At 63.0% G+C, this 21,065-nt stretch carries 18 protein-coding genes; 9 read left to right on the forward strand and 9 right to left on the reverse strand.

The genetic code is table 11. The annotated features are described in order from the left end of the window. Positions 1–31: 31 nt before the first annotated feature. The 6 genes from AZKH_RS23030 to AZKH_RS23055 all read right to left on the reverse strand — a co-directional run bounded on the left by AZKH_RS23030 (position 32) and on the right by AZKH_RS23055 (position 7,628). The gene (locus tag AZKH_RS23030) at positions 32–745 is read right to left on the reverse strand and encodes a hypothetical protein (protein WP_231874585.1); all 714 of its coding nucleotides are present in this window, start codon (positions 743–745) and stop codon (positions 32–34) included. 469 nt (positions 746–1,214) lie between these two features. After that, a complete protein-coding gene (locus AZKH_RS23035; protein ID WP_156822291.1) occupies positions 1,215–2,696 on the reverse strand; it encodes a cytosine permease in 1,482 nt (493 codons plus the stop codon). A 130-nt stretch (positions 2,697–2,826) separates the two neighbouring features. Continuing rightward, on the reverse strand, positions 2,827–3,597 hold the full coding sequence (locus AZKH_RS23040; protein WP_015451698.1) for a creatininase: 771 nt from the start codon (positions 3,595–3,597) through the stop codon (positions 2,827–2,829). Positions 3,598–3,709: 112 nt separating this feature from the next. After that, positions 3,710–4,954 (reverse strand): M24 family metallopeptidase, encoded by a 1,245-nt coding sequence (locus AZKH_RS23045; RefSeq protein ID WP_015451699.1) that lies wholly within the window; start codon positions 4,952–4,954, stop codon positions 3,710–3,712. Positions 4,955–5,294: 340 nt separating this feature from the next. Next, complete coding sequence (locus AZKH_RS23050) at positions 5,295–6,326, reverse strand: GlxA family transcriptional regulator (RefSeq protein ID WP_015451700.1); 1,032 nt, start codon at positions 6,324–6,326, stop codon at positions 5,295–5,297. A 483-nt stretch (positions 6,327–6,809) separates the two neighbouring features. Next, the gene (locus AZKH_RS23055) at positions 6,810–7,628 is read right to left on the reverse strand and encodes a class I SAM-dependent methyltransferase (protein WP_015451701.1); all 819 of its coding nucleotides are present in this window, start codon (positions 7,626–7,628) and stop codon (positions 6,810–6,812) included. Positions 7,629–7,877: 249 nt separating this feature from the next. Here AZKH_RS23055 and AZKH_RS23060 point away from each other — a divergent pair, with 249 nt between their 5' ends. The 6 genes from AZKH_RS23060 to AZKH_RS23085 all read left to right on the forward strand — a co-directional run bounded on the left by AZKH_RS23060 (position 7,878) and on the right by AZKH_RS23085 (position 12,673). Then, entirely contained in the window at positions 7,878–8,258 is a 381-nt protein-coding gene (locus AZKH_RS23060; RefSeq protein WP_041658011.1) for a helix-turn-helix transcriptional regulator, read from the forward strand. After that, positions 8,255–8,734: an arsenate reductase ArsC gene (locus tag AZKH_RS23065; protein ID WP_015451703.1), complete on the forward strand. Its 480-nt coding sequence runs from the start codon at positions 8,255–8,257 to the stop codon at positions 8,732–8,734. Before AZKH_RS23060 ends, AZKH_RS23065 begins: the two co-directional genes overlap by 4 nt. A gap of 62 nt (positions 8,735–8,796) precedes the next feature. Then, complete coding sequence (gene arsD, locus AZKH_RS23070) at positions 8,797–9,159, forward strand: arsenite efflux transporter metallochaperone ArsD (RefSeq protein WP_015451704.1); 363 nt, start codon at positions 8,797–8,799, stop codon at positions 9,157–9,159. A 13-nt stretch (positions 9,160–9,172) separates the two neighbouring features. Continuing rightward, positions 9,173–10,951: an arsenical pump-driving ATPase gene (gene arsA / locus AZKH_RS23075; protein WP_015451705.1), complete on the forward strand. Its 1,779-nt coding sequence runs from the start codon at positions 9,173–9,175 to the stop codon at positions 10,949–10,951. Positions 10,952–11,008: 57 nt separating this feature from the next. Beyond that, entirely contained in the window at positions 11,009–12,115 is a 1,107-nt protein-coding gene (gene arsB / locus AZKH_RS23080) for an ACR3 family arsenite efflux transporter (protein ID WP_015451706.1), read from the forward strand. Between the two features lie 162 nt (positions 12,116–12,277). Further along, positions 12,278–12,673 (forward strand): hypothetical protein, encoded by a 396-nt coding sequence (locus tag AZKH_RS23085; protein WP_015451707.1) that lies wholly within the window; start codon positions 12,278–12,280, stop codon positions 12,671–12,673. 117 nt (positions 12,674–12,790) lie between these two features. Here the strand turns inward: AZKH_RS23085 and AZKH_RS23090 are convergent, their stop codons facing one another. Genes AZKH_RS23090 through AZKH_RS23100 form a run of 3 tightly spaced genes read right to left on the reverse strand, consistent with a single transcriptional unit; the run spans position 12,791 to position 16,450 of the window. Next, positions 12,791–14,164, reverse strand: a complete 1,374-nt coding sequence (locus AZKH_RS23090; RefSeq protein WP_041657871.1) for a sigma-54 dependent transcriptional regulator — start codon at positions 14,162–14,164, stop codon at positions 12,791–12,793. Next, a complete protein-coding gene (locus AZKH_RS23095) occupies positions 14,121–15,599 on the reverse strand; it encodes a sensor histidine kinase (protein WP_015451709.1) in 1,479 nt (492 codons plus the stop codon). Before AZKH_RS23095 ends, AZKH_RS23090 begins: the two co-directional genes overlap by 44 nt. Beyond that, positions 15,596–16,450: a PhnD/SsuA/transferrin family substrate-binding protein gene (locus AZKH_RS23100; RefSeq protein ID WP_369795122.1), complete on the reverse strand. Its 855-nt coding sequence runs from the start codon at positions 16,448–16,450 to the stop codon at positions 15,596–15,598. The genes AZKH_RS23095 and AZKH_RS23100 overlap by 4 nt, the downstream gene beginning before the upstream one ends. Positions 16,451–16,793: 343 nt before the next feature. On the opposite strand from AZKH_RS23100, the gene AZKH_RS23105 reads away from it, so the two are divergent. Genes AZKH_RS23105 through AZKH_RS23115 form a run of 3 tightly spaced genes read left to right on the forward strand, consistent with a single transcriptional unit; the run spans position 16,794 to position 21,036 of the window. After that, positions 16,794–17,504 (forward strand): 4Fe-4S dicluster domain-containing protein, encoded by a 711-nt coding sequence (locus AZKH_RS23105; protein ID WP_015451711.1) that lies wholly within the window; start codon positions 16,794–16,796, stop codon positions 17,502–17,504. A gap of 10 nt (positions 17,505–17,514) precedes the next feature. Then, the gene (nrfD, locus tag AZKH_RS23110; protein ID WP_015451712.1) at positions 17,515–18,372 is read left to right on the forward strand and encodes an NrfD/PsrC family molybdoenzyme membrane anchor subunit; all 858 of its coding nucleotides are present in this window, start codon (positions 17,515–17,517) and stop codon (positions 18,370–18,372) included. Positions 18,373–18,396: 24 nt separating this feature from the next. Continuing rightward, positions 18,397–21,036, forward strand: a complete 2,640-nt coding sequence (locus AZKH_RS23115; protein ID WP_015451713.1) for a molybdopterin-dependent oxidoreductase — start codon at positions 18,397–18,399, stop codon at positions 21,034–21,036. Positions 21,037–21,065 lie beyond the last annotated feature (29 nt).

Below are 21,065 nucleotides of genomic sequence, written 5' to 3' on the forward strand. Positions count from 1 at the left end.
CGAGCGGCTCGGACGGCCGCCCGGAGGAAACTCAGAAGTTCCAACGCACCTGCAGCGTCGGCGTGGTGCGCGAGTACGTACCGCCGCCTTCGCCGGCCGTCTTCTTGTACGTCGCGTACTCGTGCCGGTAGCCGATGTCGAAGTGCTTGTTGAGCTTCAGCCAGAGGTCGGGCTGAACGAAGACCGTGGTGTCGCGATCACGGTTGTTGAAGTTGACCAGCAGCAGCGGCGACCAGGTGAACTTGAGCCCGCCGACCTCGAACGGCAGCATCGCGAATGTGCGCCAGAACAGGGTCTGAATGGTCTTTCCCTCGTCGCCGGTGAAGCGCGCGCTGCGCGCGTAGAAATCGGTTTCGAAGAAGCTGAAGCCGGGCACCTTCAGATCGAAGGCAACGCCGAAGTTGTTCGCGTGGAAGTTCGCATAGGAACCGCGCTCCAGGCGCGCCGCAAGATTGACGTCCTCAATGAAGCCGAACGAGAGCTTCGCGCCGGTCATCTTTGACAGGCTCAGACGCGGATTCCACACGGCGAAGTATTGGTCCTTGGTCTGCTCACCGAACGAGCCCGCGCCAAACCCGAAGAAGGTGCCGACTTCCTTGCCGTGATACGTGTCGACAAAGAAATAGTTGTCGCCGTATTCGTGGACTCCGAAATGCTCGAGACGCACCGTGGTCAGCTTCTCGTCCGCAGTGCCGGTGCCGAAGACCGGGTCGAACTTGGATTGCGTCGTGTAGCCCACGGTCACATTTGTGTTCTGCCAGCTTTCCGTCGCGAAGGCACTTTGGCTGCCCGCCATCCCGAATGCAACACAGCAACTGGCAATCACGGAGGTGCCAGATTTCCGTCCAATCTTTTTGCTGCTCATCCGCTTTCCTTTGGTCTGAATTCATCGTTTTCATTAGAATTTTTTGGCCTGCACGCGAATCGGTTTGCGCGATTTCCTCCTCTCTTTTTCGAATCCCGTTGAGGCAAGTATGGAAATGGTCGGGACCGACCAATTTCCTGATATCGACAAGCCTTATCGTGCTGACGACATCGAACGGATATTCCGAAAACAATGAGATAGCGCGATGTAAACGGCAATCGGCCCTGCCAGCGTCATCACCAGACGCCGGCAGGGCCGATTTCAATTCAGCGGCTACGCCGGAAAGGCGGACCGCAGTGGGATCACTCGAAGGCGTGCATCAATTCCCCGATAGCAAAGGTATTTCAACTCAGGCTCGGCTCCTTGCCACTTGTAGCCCTGCTGCTTGTACCCTTTCTGCATGTCCCCTTGCAGCTTGTGAGTAACGCAGCGCGTACCGCCGGCCCAGCAAGTAGTAGAGAATTGCAGAGCTTAGGCCACCGGCGAGCCAGGAGAGATCGACCCCACCCATTGCCACGGCAATGGGGCCTTGAAACAGCGGAATGATTCCGTACATGAAAAGGTAGGTGCATCCCAGACCGCCAAAGAATGCCACCATCGCCGCCGGATTGAATTTGCGCATGTGCCCGGATTCCGGCCCCTCGAAGAGGAAGTCGAAATTCTTGGTATTGCGTTCAAAGACGAAGCAATGCACGGCCATAATGCCGCCCCAGGCCGCGACCCATGCCACGATGGAGATCAACCACGAATCAAGCGCGTGTGCGAAGTTGTCCTGTTTCATGAAGAACATGACCGCCAACATTGCGAAGACGCCAACCATGATCGACAGCTTGTGCCTGGAGATCTTGATATCCATGGCTTGAGCCGCCACGCCAAATGTATAAAGGTTGATGATGTTGGTCGCAATTGGGCCGTGAATGACGAGCGCCAGCACAGGGATCGCGAGTACCCCGAAGTTGGAGACGATCAGTGCCCCGGGGTCAGCGCTTCCACTCTTCGTTGCCAGGGTTGCGCCCAGCACGCCCAACCACACCACCGGGATAAATTGACCGAGCGTACTGGCAAGATAAAGGCGCGTCTTGCACACAGAGGTCGAAACAAAGCGCGAATAGTCCGGTGCATAGGTGAACCAGCCAATGCCCCAGCCAATGCCGATAGCGGTCATAACAGCACTCATGGCTGCGAGCCGCGGCATGCCGGTCAGCACCTTGCCTTCGGGTCCTGCGTAGGCCCAATTAATATCGAACTGAGTCCAGGCAACAACGCTCATCGCCACCAGCACCAACACCGTAGGTGGCACAGTCCATTTTTCGAAGGCTGCAATTGCCTGATAGCCGATGTAGCAAATGACGACTTGGGTGGTCATGATGGTCGCTGCGGTTGACAGACGCCACCAGAAATTTTCTGCGGTCGGATCCACCCAGCCAAGTTGGCCGAAGAGTGCCATCACCAGATCAAGAATGATCCAGGTATTCACCGCTGACCAGCCGACTGCCAGCGATGCTTGGATGGCGGCCGGCAGGTAGGCCCCGTACCGACCGAAGGCGGCACGGGAAAGCACCATTCCGGTGACGCCGGTTCGTTGCCCAAGCAGCACAAAGGCGCCAAAGCCAAGCATTCCAAGCAGGTTGCCGGCCACCAGGACCGTAATCGTGTCTGCGAGCGAGAGTCCGAGATTTATCCCGAGTGCGCCCAGAATCCAGTTGATGGGCGCTACGTTTGCCCCCGACCAGATCCAAAATTGCCCCCAAACCGATTTGGTTCTCCGATGCTCGGGGATCGGTTGCAGCATCTCTTCAAGGTCAGCTGCATCGCTACCATGGTTAGTCATTTTCTGTGTCTCCAATAATTCTTATAACTCGCGTGCTGAGTCTGGACGAGACCGCCCCGCGGCATTCATGACCACAATGAACTTCGGTCGACCTCCCTGATATAAAACGGTGGCGCAGTGTCGCCGGCGTTCAGTCGAAGGCGCGCGCCAATTCGCGGCTGATGCCGTCGACGCAAACTTTCAGCAGCGTCTCGCCATGCTGCGCGCTCGCACGTTTCGCCGACGACAGACAACCGGAGGCAGGTGTCCATTCCGGCTTGACCGGGAAGAAGTCATACGGAGGAAACTGCGCCGGCGCGTGATCGCAGACCTTCTCCATATCCACCAGGTGCGGATGCAGATGGAGCATCAGCGAGGTTTCCAGCACGCCGCCGTGCTCAACCGCCCAGCCCGGGAAGTCGCCCTCGTAGATGGCGTCGATCGCCTCCTGCGTGACGAAATCCCAATACGAGAGAACCACTGTGGAGAAATCGCGGATGCCATCCCAGCGCAATTCGCGTTGGGCCAGATCAACCCCTTCGACGATGAATGCTGAATTCTCGTAATGGCCATTGACGAGCACCGTCCGCCGTACGCCATGACGTGCAAGTTCCTTCAGGACATCACGGATTGTCGAGGTTACGGTGAGGCCATCCAGACTCGTCGTCCCCGGCATGTGGTTTCCGCCACCACTCTTCTGTTGCGACTTGTAGCCGTAGGCGATCGGAGGTGCGACGAGCGCGCCGATGCGGTCGGCAACGCGCTCGGAAATCGCAGTCGGGAGCAGCACGTCCGGGTTCATCGACATGTGCGGGCCATGCTGTTCAAGCGCCCCGACTGGAATCAGTACAGGCGTATTGCCGTCACGGACTAGTGCATCGTATTCGGGCCACGCGAGTTCGGAAATGTGAACACTTTTCATCTGGTTATCTCCTTGATTTGTGTCGCCCCTTTGGCCGCCGTGCCGAGGTGGTCGTCCGGACTCCCTCATGCGGGGCCGGCGCGCCGGCCTCGCATGAGGGAGTTATGCTGCTTTAGCGCTTGATGATGTTGTGCTCGGGACCGTAGGCGAAGCCGGTGATGTTATCGGCGCCGTCCTCGGTCACGACGAGGATGTCGTGCTCGCGGTAGCCGCCCGCACCGGGCATGCCTTCGGGCAGCATGATCATCGGCTCGATCGACACCACCATGTTCGGCTCGAGCACCGTCTCAATGTCCTCGCGGAATTCGAGGCCGGCCTCACGGCCGTAGTAGTGCGACAGCACACCGAAGGAGTGACCGTAGCCGAAGGTGCGGTATTGCAGCAGGCCGTGCTCGGCGAAGATTTCGTTAAGCTGCGCGGCGACATCGCAGCAGCGCACGCCCGGCTTCACGAGCTTGAGGCCGGCCTCGTGCACCTTGACGTTCACTTCCCACGCCTTCAGCGAAGCGTCGTCGCAGTGGTCGAAGAACATCGTGCGCTCGAGCGCCGTGTAGTAGCCCGAGATCATCGAGAAGCAGTTCAGCGACAGGATGTCGCCCTTCTGCACCTTGCGCGTCGTCACCGGGTTGTGCGCGCCGTCGGTGTTGATGCCGGACTGGAACCAGGTCCAGGTATCCATCAGCTCCGAATCCGGGAAGCGCTTCGCGATCTCGCGCACCATCGCCTGCGTCGAGGCGAGCGCCACTTCGTGCTCGGGCACGCCTTCATGCACCGCCGCCGCGAGCGCCGCTCCGCCGACGTCGCACACCTGCGCGCCGTGCTTGATCAACGCGATCTCCTCGGCTGACTTGACCATGCGCATGCGCATCGTCGGCGCGCCGATATCAGTCAGGGTCACGGCGGGCAGTGCGGCCTTGAGCTTTTCCAGGCGCTCGAAGGGAATGTGGTCGTATTCGACGCCGACGCGGCCCTTGTTTGGGATCTCCTGCTGGATCGCGCGGAAGTAGTTGTCGCGGCGCCAGTCGGTGTAGACGATGTTGTAGTCGCCCACCGTGCGACGCCACGGCTGGCCGCCGTCGATGTTGGCGCTGATCGAGACGACCTTGTCCTGCGTCACGACCAGGCCGTAGGGGCGGCCGAAGGAGCAGTAGAGGAAGTCGCTGTAGTAATTGATGTTGTGCATCGACGTGAACAGCACCGCATCGATGTCATTGGCCGCCATGTACTGGCGCAGCTTCGCCTGACGATTACGGAACTCCTGTTCCGAGAAGGTGTGCTTCACCTTTTCGCCGTTTTCGATGCGCAGCAGATCCTTCATGTCCTTGATGGACTGAATGCCGGTGACCAGATTCGTCATTTCTTAACTCCTCGAGTGGTTGTCGTCTCCACGCTTGCCGTCGCGCTGTGACTGCGCGCCGACAACGTGAACCCATGCTAAAGAACGACGTCTGTCCGGAATTTCCGCCCCCCGACGGAGAATTTCGTGAAAACGACTTCCACATGTCGACGTACTAATCGCAAAAAAAACCCTCCGGCCAACAGTGCGCCGGAGGGGGTGCGTACGGTCGAGAGCGACCGCGAGGGAGAGATCAATCGATCAACGGCTTGTTGGCAAAAAATCCTAGGGACCGGGTGAGGTGCCGCCTTTCCTGAAAACGACGCGGATTTTCCTGAAAACGACTTCGGCGGCCAGCGAATCAGGACTCCTTCGCCGCCTTTTCGGGATCCGTCGTCTGGCGCCGCCGCTCCGCACTCGGCGAGATGCCGAAACCGGTGTGGTAACGGTGGGAGAAGTGGGCGAAGGAAACGAAGCCGCAGGCCATCACGATGTCGGCGATGGGGCGGTTCGTTCGGGTCAGGAGTTGCCGCGCGCGTTCGAGGCGGATCTGCAGGTAATACTGGCGCGGTGTGCAGCTGAGCGTGTCGCGGAACAGGCGTTCGAGCTGCCGGGCCGAGAACTGCATATGCTCGGCGAGTTCCTCCATCGACAGCGGCTCTTCGATGTTGCATTCCATCAGCTTGATCGCCTCGACGAGCTTCGGGTGCGACGCACCGGACACGTCGCGCAGCGAGGTCTTCTGCCGCTCGTCGGGACCGCGCAGCTCGTAGATCAGGAGTTCCGCGACCGACGAGGCGACCTTGCGCCCGCCACCGCCCAGACCGATCAGGTGGAACATCATTTCCACCGGGGCGATGCCGCCGCTGCACGAGCAGCGGTTGCGGTCGACCTCGTAGAGCTTGTTCGACACCACGAGGCGCGGGAAACGGTCGAGCAGCGCGTCCATGTCTTCCCAGTGGATCGTGCTGCGGTAGCCGTCGAGCAGCCCGGCACAGGCAAGAAAGTAGCTCCCGGTATCGACCCCGCCCAGCGGCACGCCCTTCGCCGCCAGGTTGCGCAGCCACTGGATGATCGGCTCGTTGCCGGAGGTCGGGATCGGGTTCGGGCCGATCACGAACACGCCGTCCAGGTCGGTGGCGGCGGTCGCAGCAAGGTCGGGCTGCACGCAGATGCCGGCACTTGAACGTACCGGCTGGCCGTCCATCGTCAGCGTAACGAACTGGTAGAGGGTACGCCGGGCGACCATGTTCGCGAGCCGCAGCGGATCGACCGCTGAGCCGAAGCCGATCAGCGTGAAATCGGGCACGAGCAGGAAGCCGAAGCGGATCGGCGCATCGCCGCCCCGCCCGGACCAGTAACGGGCACTGTTGTCAGGAAGAAGTTTGCTCATCGTCGCGTTGCAGGAAGCGGTTCCGGATCGGGGAAAGCCAGGGCGGGGGCGGCGAACTCGCGGGCCGCTGCTCTACGCCTATGGTAGTACGACGGTGCACAGACCGTTGAGGAACACACAACGCTCGATCGTCACGATCCGCGTCCAGCCACTCCGAAGTTACGCGGGGCGCAGGAAGGTCACTTGTCTGCACACGACAAAAGGATGCGATTTCAATCCGGCATGAGATCGCAGCGGGCAAGCTGCGCCCTTCGAGCAAGACGTCAGCCGGTCAAGCCACGCAGGACCGACGCAATCACCGCCCCGTCTCCGCTGTCGTCCTCCTCCCACCCATGTCAGGCGTCCTCGGCCCGTTGACGAGCACGGCTTCGATCCGATCGTGCCGGTGCAGGCCGGTCCGAGGTCGTCGCACAAAAGATTCACGAAGAGTTCAATGTGGCGAGTCGCAACAACATCCGTGTTGCGCGGGAAAGGCACACGAGGTCACTTCACGGCGATGACAACGTGCGCCTGGATCTTTCCATCGACGGCGCCGGTCCCGAAGCGCCCGGCAATGCTTGCCGCCGCGACCTCGGTGGCTTCGTCCAGACGCGAGGCATCGCGAGTTTCTATCTCGTTTCTCAGAGGTGTTCCCTGGCAGTAGGCAATCGCCGGCAGACGGAATGAGGTGGCGTGACTGCGTGCAGCAACCGTGTCGAATCGGGGCGGTTCGCTGAATCCGGCCCTCGCCAAGTCCCGCTCGATGACCTGCCGGTCGTGGTAGCCATGCGGCGTGCGCGCGAGGAACCGTGGCGGGTCTTCGGGGAAGACGGCTGCCAGCGCAGTCGTTACGACGTCCGCAAACTCATTTTCGGCGATATGGTCCCAGACGCTGAAGATGAAGACGCCACCCTGCCTGAGCACCCGACGTGCCTCGGCGAAGGCTTTGGACTTCTCCGGAAAGAACATGGCACCAAACTGGCAAACCACGGCATCGAAGGAGTCGTCTTCGAAGGGTAAGCGCATGGCATCCGCATGGCGCCAGTCGACGGGCCGCTTGGTGCCCACGACCAAAGCGTGGTCGAGCATCGCCTGGTTCAGGTCCGTTGCAACGATGTCGACGGTTTCCGGCAGTGTGGCAGCCAGTGCGCGCGTCACCACGCCCGTGCCGGCCGCGATTTCGAGCACACGGGAAAGGGACGTTACGTCCAACCGCCCCACCAAGTCGGCGGCATAAGGTTCGAAAATGAGCGGCACCAGCCACATATCGTAGAACCGTGGAATGGACCCCGCAAAGAGCTTGTCCTTGTCAACATCAGCCACGTCTTGCCCCGATTCGATACGTTCCGGATCCGGTAGACAGGCCGGGCAAGGGCTTGGTTCTGACCGGCGGCTGCGTTTGAACCGCAACAACTTGGCCGAACCCGCTGTTCAATATCTGCGATCTGCGAAGCGAGCTGCAGCAATGCGTGTCCGCTTCGACCGCCAGCACTCCGCGACCTCTTGACCCAATCGGGTACCGAAAATACAATACTTCAACGAAACTTGAATCGTTGAAGTATTGTGTCGACCATTCAAAAAGATCAGGTCCTGCGCGTCTTCGAGGCGCTCTCCTCCGGCGTGCGGTTGGACGTTTTTCGTTTGCTCGTGCAGGCGGGCAATGGCGGGCGCGTGGCCGGCGAGATCGGCGCAGCGCTGGACATTCCGCCGACCAATCTGTCTTTTCATCTGAAGGCGCTGGTGCAGGCGGGGCTGCTCTCCGTCGAGCAGGAGGGGCGCTACCAGCGCTATCGGGCGAGCATTCCCCTGATGCTGGACACCATCGCCTACCTCACCGCGAATTGCTGCGGCGACCACCCGGAAGAGTGCGCCGAATATCGTGACCGCGTGCCGGCGCTGGACGGCTTCCTTCCTCCCCTGAGCTGTTCTGCCGACGGAGGCTGCAAGAAATGAACGTGCTGTTCCTTTGCACTGGCAACTCGTGCCGCTCGATTCTCGGCGAGGCCACCTTCAATCATCTCGCGCCGGCAGGCTGGAAAGCCATGAGCGCCGGGAGCAAGCCCGCCGGATATGTGCATCCGCGCTCAATCGCGTTGCTGGCCCGTGAGGGCCTCCCGACCGAGGGCTACTACAGCAAGTCATGGGACAAGCTGCCGGCTATGCCGGACATCGTCATCACGGTGTGCTCCAGTGCGGCGGGCGAAACCTGCCCCGCCTACCTTGGACCGGTATTGCGCACCCACTGGGGTGTCGAGGATCCGGCTCACGCGACCGGCACGGACGAGGAGATCGACGCCGCGTTCATGGACGCCTACCACATTCTGCGCGCCCGCATCGAAGCCTTTCTGGCCCTGCCGCTGGAAGAGCTGAAACAGGACCGTGCCCGACTCAAGGTCGAAATGGATCGGATTGGTACGCTGATCAAGTGATCCCGAAGCTACGGTGGCCCCCTCGCGTTGATGTTCATCTGAATTTTTCAAGGAGTCTCACGATGAAAACCATTCAGGTTTTTGACCCTGCCCTGTGTTGCAGCACCGGCGTCTGTGGTGTCGACGTCGATCAGGCGCTGGTCACTTTCTCGGCAGACGTTGACTGGGCCAAGCAGCACGGCGCACGGATCGAGCGTTTCAATCTTGCCCAGCAGCCGATGGCCTTCGCCCAGAACGCCACCGTCAAAGGGTTTCTGGAGCGCTCGGGGCAGGAAGCCTTGCCCTTGACGCTCGTCGACGGTGAGGTCGCGCTGGCCGGGCGCTATCCGACGCGGGCCGACCTGGCGCGCTGGAGCGGCATCGCGGTCCAAACGGAGGTCAAGCCGCAAAGTGGCGGGTGCTGTTCGGGTAGTCGTTGCTGCTGAGCAGGAGACGGCCATGCGCTTCCTTGACCAGCCTCCGCGTTACCTCTTCTTCACCGGCAAGGGCGGCGTTGGCAAGACCTCGCTCGCGTGCGCGACCGCGATCCACCTCGCCGGCTTGGGCCGCAAGGTGCTGTTGGTGAGCACCGACCCGGCTTCCAATGTCGGACAGGTGTTCGAGCAGGCGATCGGCAACGCGTTGACGCCGATCACTGCCGTATCCAATCTCACCGCGCTGGAGATCGACCCGCAGGCGGCAGCCCAGGCGTATCGTGACCGCATCGTCGGCCCGGTGCGTGGGGTGTTGCCTGACGACATCGTGCGCGGCATCGAGGAGCAGCTCTCTGGCGCGTGCACCACCGAAATCGCGGCCTTTGATGAATTCACCGGCCTGCTGACGGATGTATCGCTCACCTCCGGCTTCGATCACGTGATCTTCGATACCGCACCGACCGGCCACACGATCCGTCTGCTGCAGTTGCCGAGGGCATGGTCGGGCTTCCTCGAAACGAATACCGAAGGTGCTTCCTGCCTGGGTCCGCTGAACGGGCTGGAGAAGCAGCGCGAGCAGTATGCGGCGGCGGTCGCCGCGCTGAGCGATCCCGAACGGACCCGTCTGGTGCTGGTCGCCCGTGCTCAGGCCTCGACGCTGCGAGAAGTCGCGCGCACGCACCGGGAGCTCGCGGCGCTGGGACTCACGCGTCAGTTCCTCGTGATCAACGGCGTGCTTTCCGACGACGGCGCGACGGACGACGCGCTCGCCGGCGCAGTACTGCGCCGCGAGGCTGCGGCTCTGAAGTCGCTGCCCCAGGCGCTGCGCGACCTTCCGACCGACCATGTGCCGCTGATGCCTTTCAATCTGGTGGGACTCGCTGCCCTGCGCGCGCTTTTGGGCAGCGCCGAGGCGCGGGCTGCAGTGCCAGCCGCTAACGAGGTGGCCGGGATGCCGTTGCTACCGACCCTCGCCAACCTCGTGGACGGTATCGCCGCCGACGGCCACGGGCTGGTGATGCTGATGGGCAAGGGCGGCGTCGGCAAGACCACGCTCGCCGCGGCGATTGCGGTGGAACTCGCAAAGCGCGGCCTGCCCGTGCATCTGACGACGTCCGACCCGGCGGCGCACCTCGCCGAAACCCTCGACGGTTCGCTGGAAAATCTCGCCGTGAGCCGCATCGATCCGAGTGCCGAGACCGAGCGCTATCGTCAGCATGTGCTCGACACCAAGGGCAAGGACCTCGACGCCCATGGCCGCGCGATGCTCGATGAGGACCTGCGCTCGCCCTGCACCGAGGAAATCGCGGTCTTCCAGGCTTTCTCGCGCATCATCCGCGACGCCGGTCGCAAGTTCGTTGTGATGGATACCGCCCCGACGGGCCATACGCTGCTGCTGCTCGACGCGACCGGCGCCTATCACCGCGAGATCGCGCGCCACATGGACAAGAGCGGCGTCACGCACTTCACGACGCCGATGATGCAGTTGCAGGACCCGAAGCAGACCAAGGTGCTGATCGTCACGCTGGCCGAGACGACGCCCGTGCTGGAAGCCGCGAACCTGCAGGCGGATCTGCGCCGCGCGGGCATCGAGCCGTGGGCCTGGGTCATCAACAACAGCCTCGCCGCCGCGAACACGGAGGCCCCGGTGCTGCGTCGGCGTGCTGCGGAGGAATGGCCACAGATCGCAGCGGTGCGCCAGCGCCACGCGCAACGCGTTGCGCTGGTGCCGATGCAAGCCGCGGAGCCGGTGGGCGTGCCGCGGCTCCTGGCGCTGGCCGAAGGTGACGTGGCGCATAAGTAACACGCGGACAATCCAAAGCCGTTCCGCCTTGAATGGATATATCAGCAAGGAAACTAGATGTCGGTTCAGTGCGAAGTCACCGCCAAGCGCGCCGCCGCGGCGCCGATGAGCGTCTTCGAGCGTTATCTCACCGTATGGGTGTTCCTGTGCATCGTCGCCGGGATCGCCTTCGGCCAGATGGCGCCCGGCCTGTTCCAGGCGATCGGCCGGATGGAGATCGCGCAGGTCAATCTGCCGGTCGGCGTGCTGATCTGGGTGATGATCATCCCGATGCTGATGAAGGTCGATTTCGGCGCGCTGCACGAGATTCGCGGCCATATGCGCGGCATCGGCGTGACCTTGTTCGTGAACTGGCTCGTGAAGCCGTTCTCGATGGCGCTGCTGGCGTGGATCTTCGTACGCCAGTGGTTTGCGCCCTGGTTGCCGGCCGAGCAGGTCGACAGCTACGTCGCCGGCCTGATCCTGCTTGCCGCCGCGCCCTGCACGGCGATGGTCTTCGTGTGGAGCCGACTCACGAACGGCGATCCGATCTTCACCCTGTCGCAGGTCGCGCTCAACGACACGATCATGGTGTTCGCCTTCGCGCCCATTGTCGGCCTGCTGCTGGGCATCTCGGCGATCACGGTGCCGTGGGACACGCTCTTCACGTCGGTCGTCCTGTACATCGTGATTCCGGTCGTTCTGGCGCAGATCGCGCGCAAGGCACTGCTCAAGCGCGGGCAGGCGGCCTTCGACGCCGCGATGGAGCGCATCGGGCCGTGGTCGATCTCCGCGCTGCTGGTGACGCTCGTGCTGCTCTTCGCCTTCCAGGGCGAAGCGATCCTCTCGCAGCCGCTGGTGATCGCGCTCCTGGCGGTGCCCATCCTGATCCAGGTGTTCTTCAACTCGTCGCTCGCTTACCTGCTCAACCGCGCCGTCGGCGAGAAGCACAACGTCGCCTGCCCGTCGGCGCTGATCGGCGCGTCGAATTTCTTCGAGCTCGCGGTGGCGGCGGCGATCAGCCTGTTCGGCTTCGAGTCCGGCGCTGCGCTGGCGACGGTGGTCGGGGTGCTGATCGAGGTGCCGGTGATGCTGCTGGTTGTGCGCGTCGTCAATGCCAGCAAGGGATGGTATGAAGCGGGCACGGGGCCTGCCCTGCTACGAGACCAAGGGCGGGTCCGCTAAGGGCGTGCCACCGCCTCCTGCGTTCACGGGATTTCCGACATCGGTGCTGATGACCTGGTCGGCAATCTCGCCGATGACGGCAACGATCGAACGAGCCTATTCCTTTCACATTAGATGTGCGTCATCTAGATTGAAGCAGAGGGACAAGGTCGGGAGATTGAAATGGACGCGATCGGACAGATTCTGGCAAGTTTCAGGAGCACGTTGCCGGCCGGTAGCAAGACCGCTGAGGCGATCGACCGCGGCGCAGGACCCGAGGAGATTTCCGCCTGCGCCAGCACGGAGGGGTTGCATGCCTTGGCCGGGGCGCTGTTCGAGGCCTGTGAGGAGCATCTCGACGCCGGTTCGGAACCGGCTCCGCAAGGGGCGGTGATCGACATTGTTGCCGCACGGCTGCGCGAGTTTCGCGAGCAACTTCCCGAGGACAGCGCGACGGCGCGGATGATCGACCGCGGCGCGAGCCTTGAGGAGATCTCCGAGGCCGCACAGCAGGAGGGGCTGGATTCGCTCGCAAGCATGCTGTTCGAGGCCGAGCGCGAGGCCGGTAGCAAGGGGTGAGCCCGGGCAGGCTGAGTACCTCCGTGCCTCAGCGACGGGGAGTTCAGGTCTGCGCGGAACATCCTGGACGGCCTCGATCGTAGGATCAGGGCCCCGGACCTCCAGCAACCGAGGTCATTATCGTGTCGGGCTCCCCTTCTCTGCGTCCGGTGCCGCAATGCCTAATCGGCGCATCTTCTCCCACAGTGTCTTGCGCGTGATGCCGAGGGTTTCAGCGGTGCGCGTCATGTGCCACGCGTTGCGGTCGAGCATCATCTCGAGATAATCCCGTTCGCAGGACATGAGGTATTCGGCGAGCGAGGGAGACACCGCCGCGCCGCTTTGCGCCGCCTCCAGACCCTCGCCGAAGAAGGCCTCGGCTCCGAGCAGCGGCCCGGGCGACAGGAGGCAAGCGCGTTCGACCGCGTGCTTGAGTTCACGCACGTTTCCCGGCCACGAGTAGGACATCAACGCCTGCTCCGTGCGCGGGTCGAGACGGCGCCGCTGGTCCGGATGTTCGTGGTTGAAGGCCTCGAGGAAGTGACGCACAAACCAGTGGATATCCTCGGGGCGTTCCCGCAGCGGCGGTATGCGCAGGTGGATCACGTGCACCCGGTAGTAGAGATCCTCGCGGAAGGAGCCGGCGTCGACCATGGCCTTGAGGTCCTGATGCGTGGCGCAGACGAGCCGGAAGTCCACCGTAATCGGCGCCTCGCTGCCAAGGCGGCGCAACTTGTGCTCCTGCAGCACGCGCAGCAATTTGACCTGCATATGCACCGGCATCTCGCCAATCTCGTCGAGGAACAGGGTGCCGCCCTGGGCCTGTTCGAAATAGCCGCGCTTGGCCTTGACCGCGCCGGTGAACGCACCTTTCTCGTAGCCGAAGAGTTCGGCCTCCAGCAGAGGCTCTGGAATCGCCGCACAATTGACCGCGATGAAGGGGGCGTCGGGCTTGCCCGCATGACGATGGAAGAACTGAGCGACATGCTCCTTGCCGACGCCGGATTCGCCCGTGATGAGCAGCGCACTCGCCTGTCGCGCGAGGCGTGGCAATGCTTCGGCAATATGGCGCATCGCGGGCGACACGCCGAGCGCATCGGCGTCGAATTCCCCCGTTCCGGCACCGCCATATTCCCGAGCCAGCGCTTGCACCTTGGCGACGACTGCATCCGGGTCGAAGGGTTTGGTCACGTAATCGGCCGCCCCGGCCTTGAGCAGTTCCACGGCGCGATCGATCGAGCCGAAAGCGGTCATGAACAGGAAAGGCGGCAGCATCGGCAAGCGCGCGCTGAGGTCCAGGAACAGGTCGCCTCCACTGCAATCCGGCAGGCGTATGTCGCTGACCACGACCGCATAGCGTCGCGTCGCTAATGCCTCGACGGCCTCGGCGCCCGTCCGATGCCAGTCGACGTCGAACCCCTCGAGCCGGAACCGCTCGGCGAGCGACTCGCCCATGATCTCGTCGTCTTCAATCAGACACAGTCGCGGAAGTGCTTCTTGCGCCTTGGCCATAGGGGATCTCGATGGTGAAGGTGGTGGCGCCGGGCTCGCTTTCGACCGAGATGGTGCCGTCGAGTTGTTGCACGATCTGATACACGATCCACAGGCCCAATCCGTGGCCTTTTTCACCGTGTGTCGTGAACGGTTCGAAGAGGTAGGGCAACGCCTCGTGCGGGATGTGCTGACCATCGTTGAATACGGCCAACACCAACAACTCGTCGGCTGCGCGGGCGCTGAGGCGGACGGTTCCACTGTCACCCGCTGCGGCAACGGCGTTGAGCAGCAAATTGAGTACGATCTGACGCAAGAGCGTCGCGGGCAACGGGAGTGAGTTGTCCAGATTGTCATCAATCAGTACCCGCGCCCCGTGGGTGTGGGCTTCCGCTTCAACGAGAATCTGCAGGTCGTTGATGTCCTCAGGTGCAAACGGGCGGTCTTCAACCTTGGCCTCCACGAGCAGCGCCGCGACGGTATTGCGAATCTGCGTGAGGCCGCGCTCGAGCAGCGACAGCGCCTTTGCGGCGAGCGGATCGCCTTCGCCATGCCGTTTGTAGGTGTTGATCGCGGTGAGCATGCCCGCGAGGGGGTTGTTGATCTCATGGGCGATGCCGGCCGTCAGGCGCCCGATTGCGGCGAGGCGCTCGGACACCAGCATCTGGCGTTCCAGTTCCTGCTTGTTGTGCAGTTCGCCGACCATGCGGCGGAAGGCCTCGCCCAGTTGCCCGATTTCGTCCTGGCTGTGCGGCAGGTCCGCAAGCCGGGCCGACTCCAGTTCGAGCGGTACGCGGTTCATCGCTTCGGCCAGCTTGAGCAGCGGTAGCCCCGTCCGCCGCGCCCAGAACCACGAAATCGGCAGGATCACCACCAGGACCAGCAGGGTGACCAGCGCCGCGCGTCCGACCAGGCCCAGGAACCGCGGCAGAAAAGGCGTGCGCGTGTAGCCGAGGATGACGTGACCCAGCGCGACACCGTCGGCAATCAGCGGGGACATCACGAAGTAGATGGGAGAATCGGGCGGTTCGAGCACCCGCTGCTCGGTCGGTGCGCCGCGGGAAAGCTCGGCCCGCAGCAAACCGTAGGCGCCCCCGCGGCTCGCGGCGCTGCTGCCGATCGGAAACTCGCGGGGGCGGGTCGACACGAACACGCGATAGTCGGTATCGGTCACGAGCACCACTTCGGCCTGCAACTCGGGCGCGGAGGGGTTGGGCTGGTGAGCGGTCTGGAGAATTTCATAGGCGCGCCAGACATCGTCGTGCAGCACCGGCATCACCAGTGTGTGAGCGAGCACCCGGCCCATGCTCCGCGCGTGGCCTTCGAGATTCTGTCGGATTTCGTCATATTCCCGTGCCACGAGGGCGCCGGTGACGGCGACCGCGGTCCCGAGCACGGCCATCATCGCGCGAAGCGGGATCTTCCAGCGCAGCGACAGATCGGACAGGGACTTCATTGGCGCTCGACCCGTGCAGCCATGCGCGCGATCTCGGCGAACAACGCCGGTTCGCCGCGCGTGAAGCCGTCCAGATGGAGGCGGCGGAGGAGTTCCTCGCCCACCGGATCGTTCGCCATGCCGAGCAGGGTTGCCTGAAATCTGTCGAACAGCTCTCGCGGGATATCCGCCCGCGCGACGAACGGCGGATGGCCGAGCTGCGGCGAGCGTTCGATGATGCGGGTCCTGCGCGTCAACTCGGGACGAACCTCGGCCAGCGTCTCCCACACATAGCCATCGACCGCGCCGCCATCGGCCAACGCAACGCCCACCGCTTCCACGACCTTGCGGTGCGCCCACGTGAAGAACGTGCGCGAAAAGAAATTGGCGGGGTCTTCCTTGCGCGTCGTGAGCAGGTAGCGCGGGTAGAGGTAGCCTGAGTTGGAATCCGGATCGGAATACGCGAAGACCTTGCCGCGCAGATCGGTGATCGAGGCCGAACGGGTATCGTCGGCCGGCACGATGATGTAGGAACGGTAATAGGGGCCGCCCCGCCACAGGGGCACGGCGAGCAGCTTCAGTTCGCGCTGATGCTGCACGAAGGGGAAGCCGCAGAGCCACGCGAAGTCGAGTTTGCCGGTGCGTACCAGATCGACCACTTCACGATAGTTGCCGCGCTGGATGAAGACCACGGCATGTCCGAGCTTGACTTCGAGCCAGCGACGCCAATCCGTCAGGAAACTCATCTGGTCATCGAGGAACACGGGCGTCAAACCGATGCGGACAGGATTGTCCGTCGCTCGTGCCGGCAATGCCGACATCGCAGCCAGACCCGCCGCGCAGGCTAGAAACCGCCGCCGTGAGTGAAGCATCACCTGTCGATTGCCCCTGTCCATGGCATGGATGATATGCGCCTGCTTCCGCGCCTTCCAGTGCGTCGGGAACAGGCGTTACGGCGGCGTAGCACCTTGCGCCGCAGCAATTCCGGCAAGTGTTACGTCGGCGTAACGATTCCAATAATGCATGCCGAATCAAGACGATGATGAAACCCTACTGCTGCAGTGGATTTAGGTTCCGCAGGACGGCAGTGGCGCGAATGTTGCGATTCCAACAAGAAAATGCACGGGCGTAAGGCGCCTTCGCCAGCGTGCGTTCGCCGCGGAGGTTCGACGGTCGGCTGGGACAAAGGCGGCTATATCGGAGGAGGCAATACGCATGAGCGACGAACTGAGGGTCTCGCCCATCGAGACCAGGGAAGTACCGGGCAAGCGCCGCTTCGCCATGGTGGTGGATACCCGCCGCTGTATCGGCTGCATGGCTTGCCAGGTCGCATGCAAGGCCGAGTACGACACGCCGCTGGGCGTCAATCGCACGTGGGTGCCCTACAAGGTCGTCGGCAAGTACCCGAACGTCAAGAAGCAGTTCCTGCCGCGGCTGTGCAATCACTGCGACGATCCCCCGTGCGTGCGCAATTGCCCGGTCGGAGCCACCTACAAGCACGAGGACGGCGGCTTCGTCCTGCAGCGCTATGAGCGCTGCATCGGCTGCCGCAGCTGCATGGCAGCCTGTCCGTACAACGCACGCTTCATGCTGCCATCGCACCGGACCTACACGCCGATCACCAACGTGGTCGACAAGTGCACCTTCTGCTTCCACCGCGTCACGCAGAACCTCGTGCCGGCGTGCGTGCAGACCTGTATCGGGCGTTCGCGGGTGTTTGGCGATCTCAACGACCCCACCAGCGAGGTTTCCTACCTCGTGGCGAAGAATGCGACGCAGGTGCTGCGCCCCGAGGAGGGGACCAAGCCGCACGTGTTCTACATCGGTGCGGATCGCAACCAGACCGAATTCGGCCGCGATGCCTACCGCAAGCCCGACGTCATGGAATTGCAGCGCGACGCGTTCAAGCGCCACTTCAACATCTGAGGGGAGAATCATGGGTGATTACGTCTGGTTCCACGATGTGTCGTGGCATGCGACCTACGCGATCTATTTCTTCGTCATCGGCATCTGCGCCGGCCTGTCTTTCCTGTCCTACGGATCGTGGCGTACCGAGGCGCTGCGTCCCTTGCGCGAGAAGGCGGCGTACGGTTCTTTCGCGTTGCTGGTGGTGGGAGGGCTGCTTCTGATCGGCGATCTGTCGCAGCCGCTGCGCTTCCTCAATATCCTCAACCCGGCTTACCTCAACTTCACCTCTCCCCTGGCCTGGGGCGCGTTGAACATCGTCGCCTTCGGTATCGCGTCCGTGCTGTATCTGGCGGCGCTGAAGCAGGGGAGCCAGGCGCGGGGCAAGGTGCTGGCAACCGTAACGGCGCTGCTCGCGTTGGGACTGCCGATCTATACCGGCTACGACCTGACGGTGCACCAGTCGCGCCCGGTGTGGAACACGCCGGTCATGCCGGTGCTGTTCGTCGCGCTCGCGATCGCCTCGGGCTCGGCGGTGGGCGCGATCCTCGCGGGCGCGAACGAATCGGCGCAGCGGCTACTGCGCGAATACCTGCTGTGGTCGACCGCTGCGGTGGGCGTGATCCTGGTGTCCATCCTCGGCACGACCAACTACGGCGGCGCCGCGCAGGAACTCACCTTCATGATCCTCACCACCGGAACGATGGGCCTCATCTTCGTCGGCATCGGCATCGTCGTCGGCACAGCGGCGCCGATTGCGTTGTTGCTCGCGCCCTTCGGGCGGCAGCAGGTGGGGGTCGTGGTCGCCGGTGTGCTGGTGCTCGCGGGCGGCGCAGCCTTGCGCTATGCGCTGTTGATGGGTCCCCAGCAACTGCAGACGCTCTACTGACCGGTTCGGCAAGGAGACGATGAAATGGAATTCCCGAAAATCACCCGCCGCACCTTCCTCAAGGCCAGCGCCGGCACCACCGCGGCGGCCGCAACCGCGCCGCGCCTTCTGCATGCGATGGAGAACGAACTCGGTGGCAAGGACTTCGATCCGGTCAATGCGGCCGAACGCAAGGCGATTCCGATCAACTGCCACGTCTGCAATATCCAGGACGGGGCCATCGCCTATGTCGAAAATGACCGGGTCGTGAAACTCGAAGGCAATCCGGAGCATGTTTCAACCCGCGGCCGCTTGTGTGCCAAGGGCAACTCCGGCATGTGGTACAGCTACGACCCGGATCGCATCCTGTATCCGCTCAAGCGTGTCGGTGCGCGCGGTGAAGGCAAATGGAAGCGCATCACCTGGGACGAAGCCCTCGCGGAAGTCGCGCAAAAGCTCGATGCCGCGCTCAAGGAAGACCCCAACACGATCATGATGAAGTACGGGCGCAACCGCACCGGTGGCACGCTGGATCGCTTCATGCAGACGCTGGGCTCGGCGACGGTCGTGAATCACACCTCAGTGTGCGAATCCTCGAAGAAGGTCGGCATGGAACCGACCTGGGGGCCGGACATCGAAACGCCGGACTTCGCCAATGCGAAGTACGTGCTCAACTTCGGCTCGAACGTACTGGAGGCGGCCTACTTCCACAACCCGCTGTCGCAGCGCGTGACCGAGGGGCGCATCGACAACCAGATGAAGATCGTCACCTTCGACGTGCGGCTGTCGAACACCGCAGGCTTCTCGGACGAGTGGATTCCGGTGTTTCCGGCCACCGACGGTGCGGTGGCGCTGTCGATCGGTCACGTGATCCTGCGCGAGGATCTGCAGGACAGCGATTTCATCAATACCTGGACCAACGTCACGGTCGATGAACTGAAGGCGCACTACGCGCAATACACGCCCGAGTGGGCATCGAAGATTTCCGGCGTGCCGGTGGCAACGATCGAGCGCATCGCGCGCGAGTTCGCCACCACCAAGCCGGCGACGCTCTTCACCTACCGCGGCCCAGCCAAGCACCTGTACGGCTCCTACAACGAGAAGGCATGCATGATGCTGCCGATCATGACCGGCAACGTCGAGAAGCGTGGCGGCTACTGCCTGCCGCGCGGCATGGGCTGGCCGCAACCGGAACCGCAGCCGGGCAAGCCGGTGAAGGCGTCCTATCTGGCGCATCCGCCGGACTATCCGCTGGCGGCGCACAAGGTCAGCCACCTCGTGCCCTTCTGGATCGCCGAGGGCAAGCAGAAGATCAACGTCTACTTCACCTACCAGGACAACCCCGTCTATACGAACCCCGGCTCGATGGCGGTATGGGGCAAGTTGTACAAGGACGAAAAGCTGATTCCCTATTTCGTCTCGATGAGCCCCTTCATGGGCGAGGAGACGGCGCTCGCCGACCTGATCCTGCCCGACTGCCCCTATCTCGAGCGCTGGGAGCCGGAATCGATGCCCAACTCGCTGTGGCCGTGGCTGGGAATCCGGCAACCGGTGCACAAATCGCTCGGCGAATCGCGCGAGAACCGCGTGATGCTGCGCGACATCATCTGGAAGCTCGACCCGGACGGCTCCCGCGGGATGAAGAAGTTCTGGGACTTCAAGGATGGCGAGGACTACATGCGCCACCACTTCGACAATGTGCCCGGGCTCAAGGAGGCCGGGGGCCTCGACTTCCTGAAGAAGCATGGCGTGTGGCCGATCTACGGCAAGCTGGACCCGCGCACCGGCAAGGTCACCGACAAGACCGGGCGCGAGATCCAGGCGGAGTATGGGCTGTACCGCAAGGAGCTGTCGGCGGCCGACATGGAGGGCGCCATGGTCGATGCGCGCGGGCTGATCACCAAGAATGGCAAGGCGATCGGCATCCGGCGCAACGGCAAGAACCATGTGGGCTTCCCGACCGGCAACCGCCTGATCAATGTGCGCGTCGACGAATGGGCCGAGTACGGCTTCAACCCGATGCCGACCTTCAAGCGCATTCCGTGGCATGAAACGATGTCGGACGACGAGATGATCCTGTCGACCTTCAAGCTCAACGTGCACAAGCAGTCGCGGACTGCGGCGGTGAAATGGCTGGCGGAGATCGCGCACAGCAACCCGGCGTGGATGAATCCGGAAACGGCGAAGAAACTGGGGGTGAAGACGGGCGACCTGGTGCGGATCGAGAGCGCCGTGGGCTACCTCGTGACCAAGGCCTATGTGACGGAAGGCATCCATCCGAAGGTGGTATCGATCCCGACCGGTTTCGGCCATTGGGAATATGGACGGCTGGCAACGCTCCGACTCAAGGACAAGAAGGGCGACGCCAGCCACGGCCAGGACGACCCCGATCTCAACAACGTGTGGTGGGACGACCGCGGGGTGCATCCCAACAACATCATCCCGGTGGTGGCCGACCCGATCGGCGGCTCGCAGGGCTGGTTCGACACGGTCGTCAAAGTCACCAAGGCCGGGCCGAACGACAAGTACGGCGACACGCAAGGCGACTGGGACAAGCACGTGGCGGCCTTCAAGGAGACCATGCGCTATGCCTACACGGGGGACCTGCACCGCAAGATGCACCCCGAGATGGCGGCCTGGGCAGGCCCTGACAGCGTCAAGAAGAAGGCGCCGGGCGGGCATTGAGGCGATTGAGCAGAGCCCATTGACGATGG

This window comes from Azoarcus sp. KH32C (assembly GCF_000349945.1).
Taxonomy (GTDB): Bacteria; Pseudomonadota; Gammaproteobacteria; order Burkholderiales; family Rhodocyclaceae; genus Aromatoleum.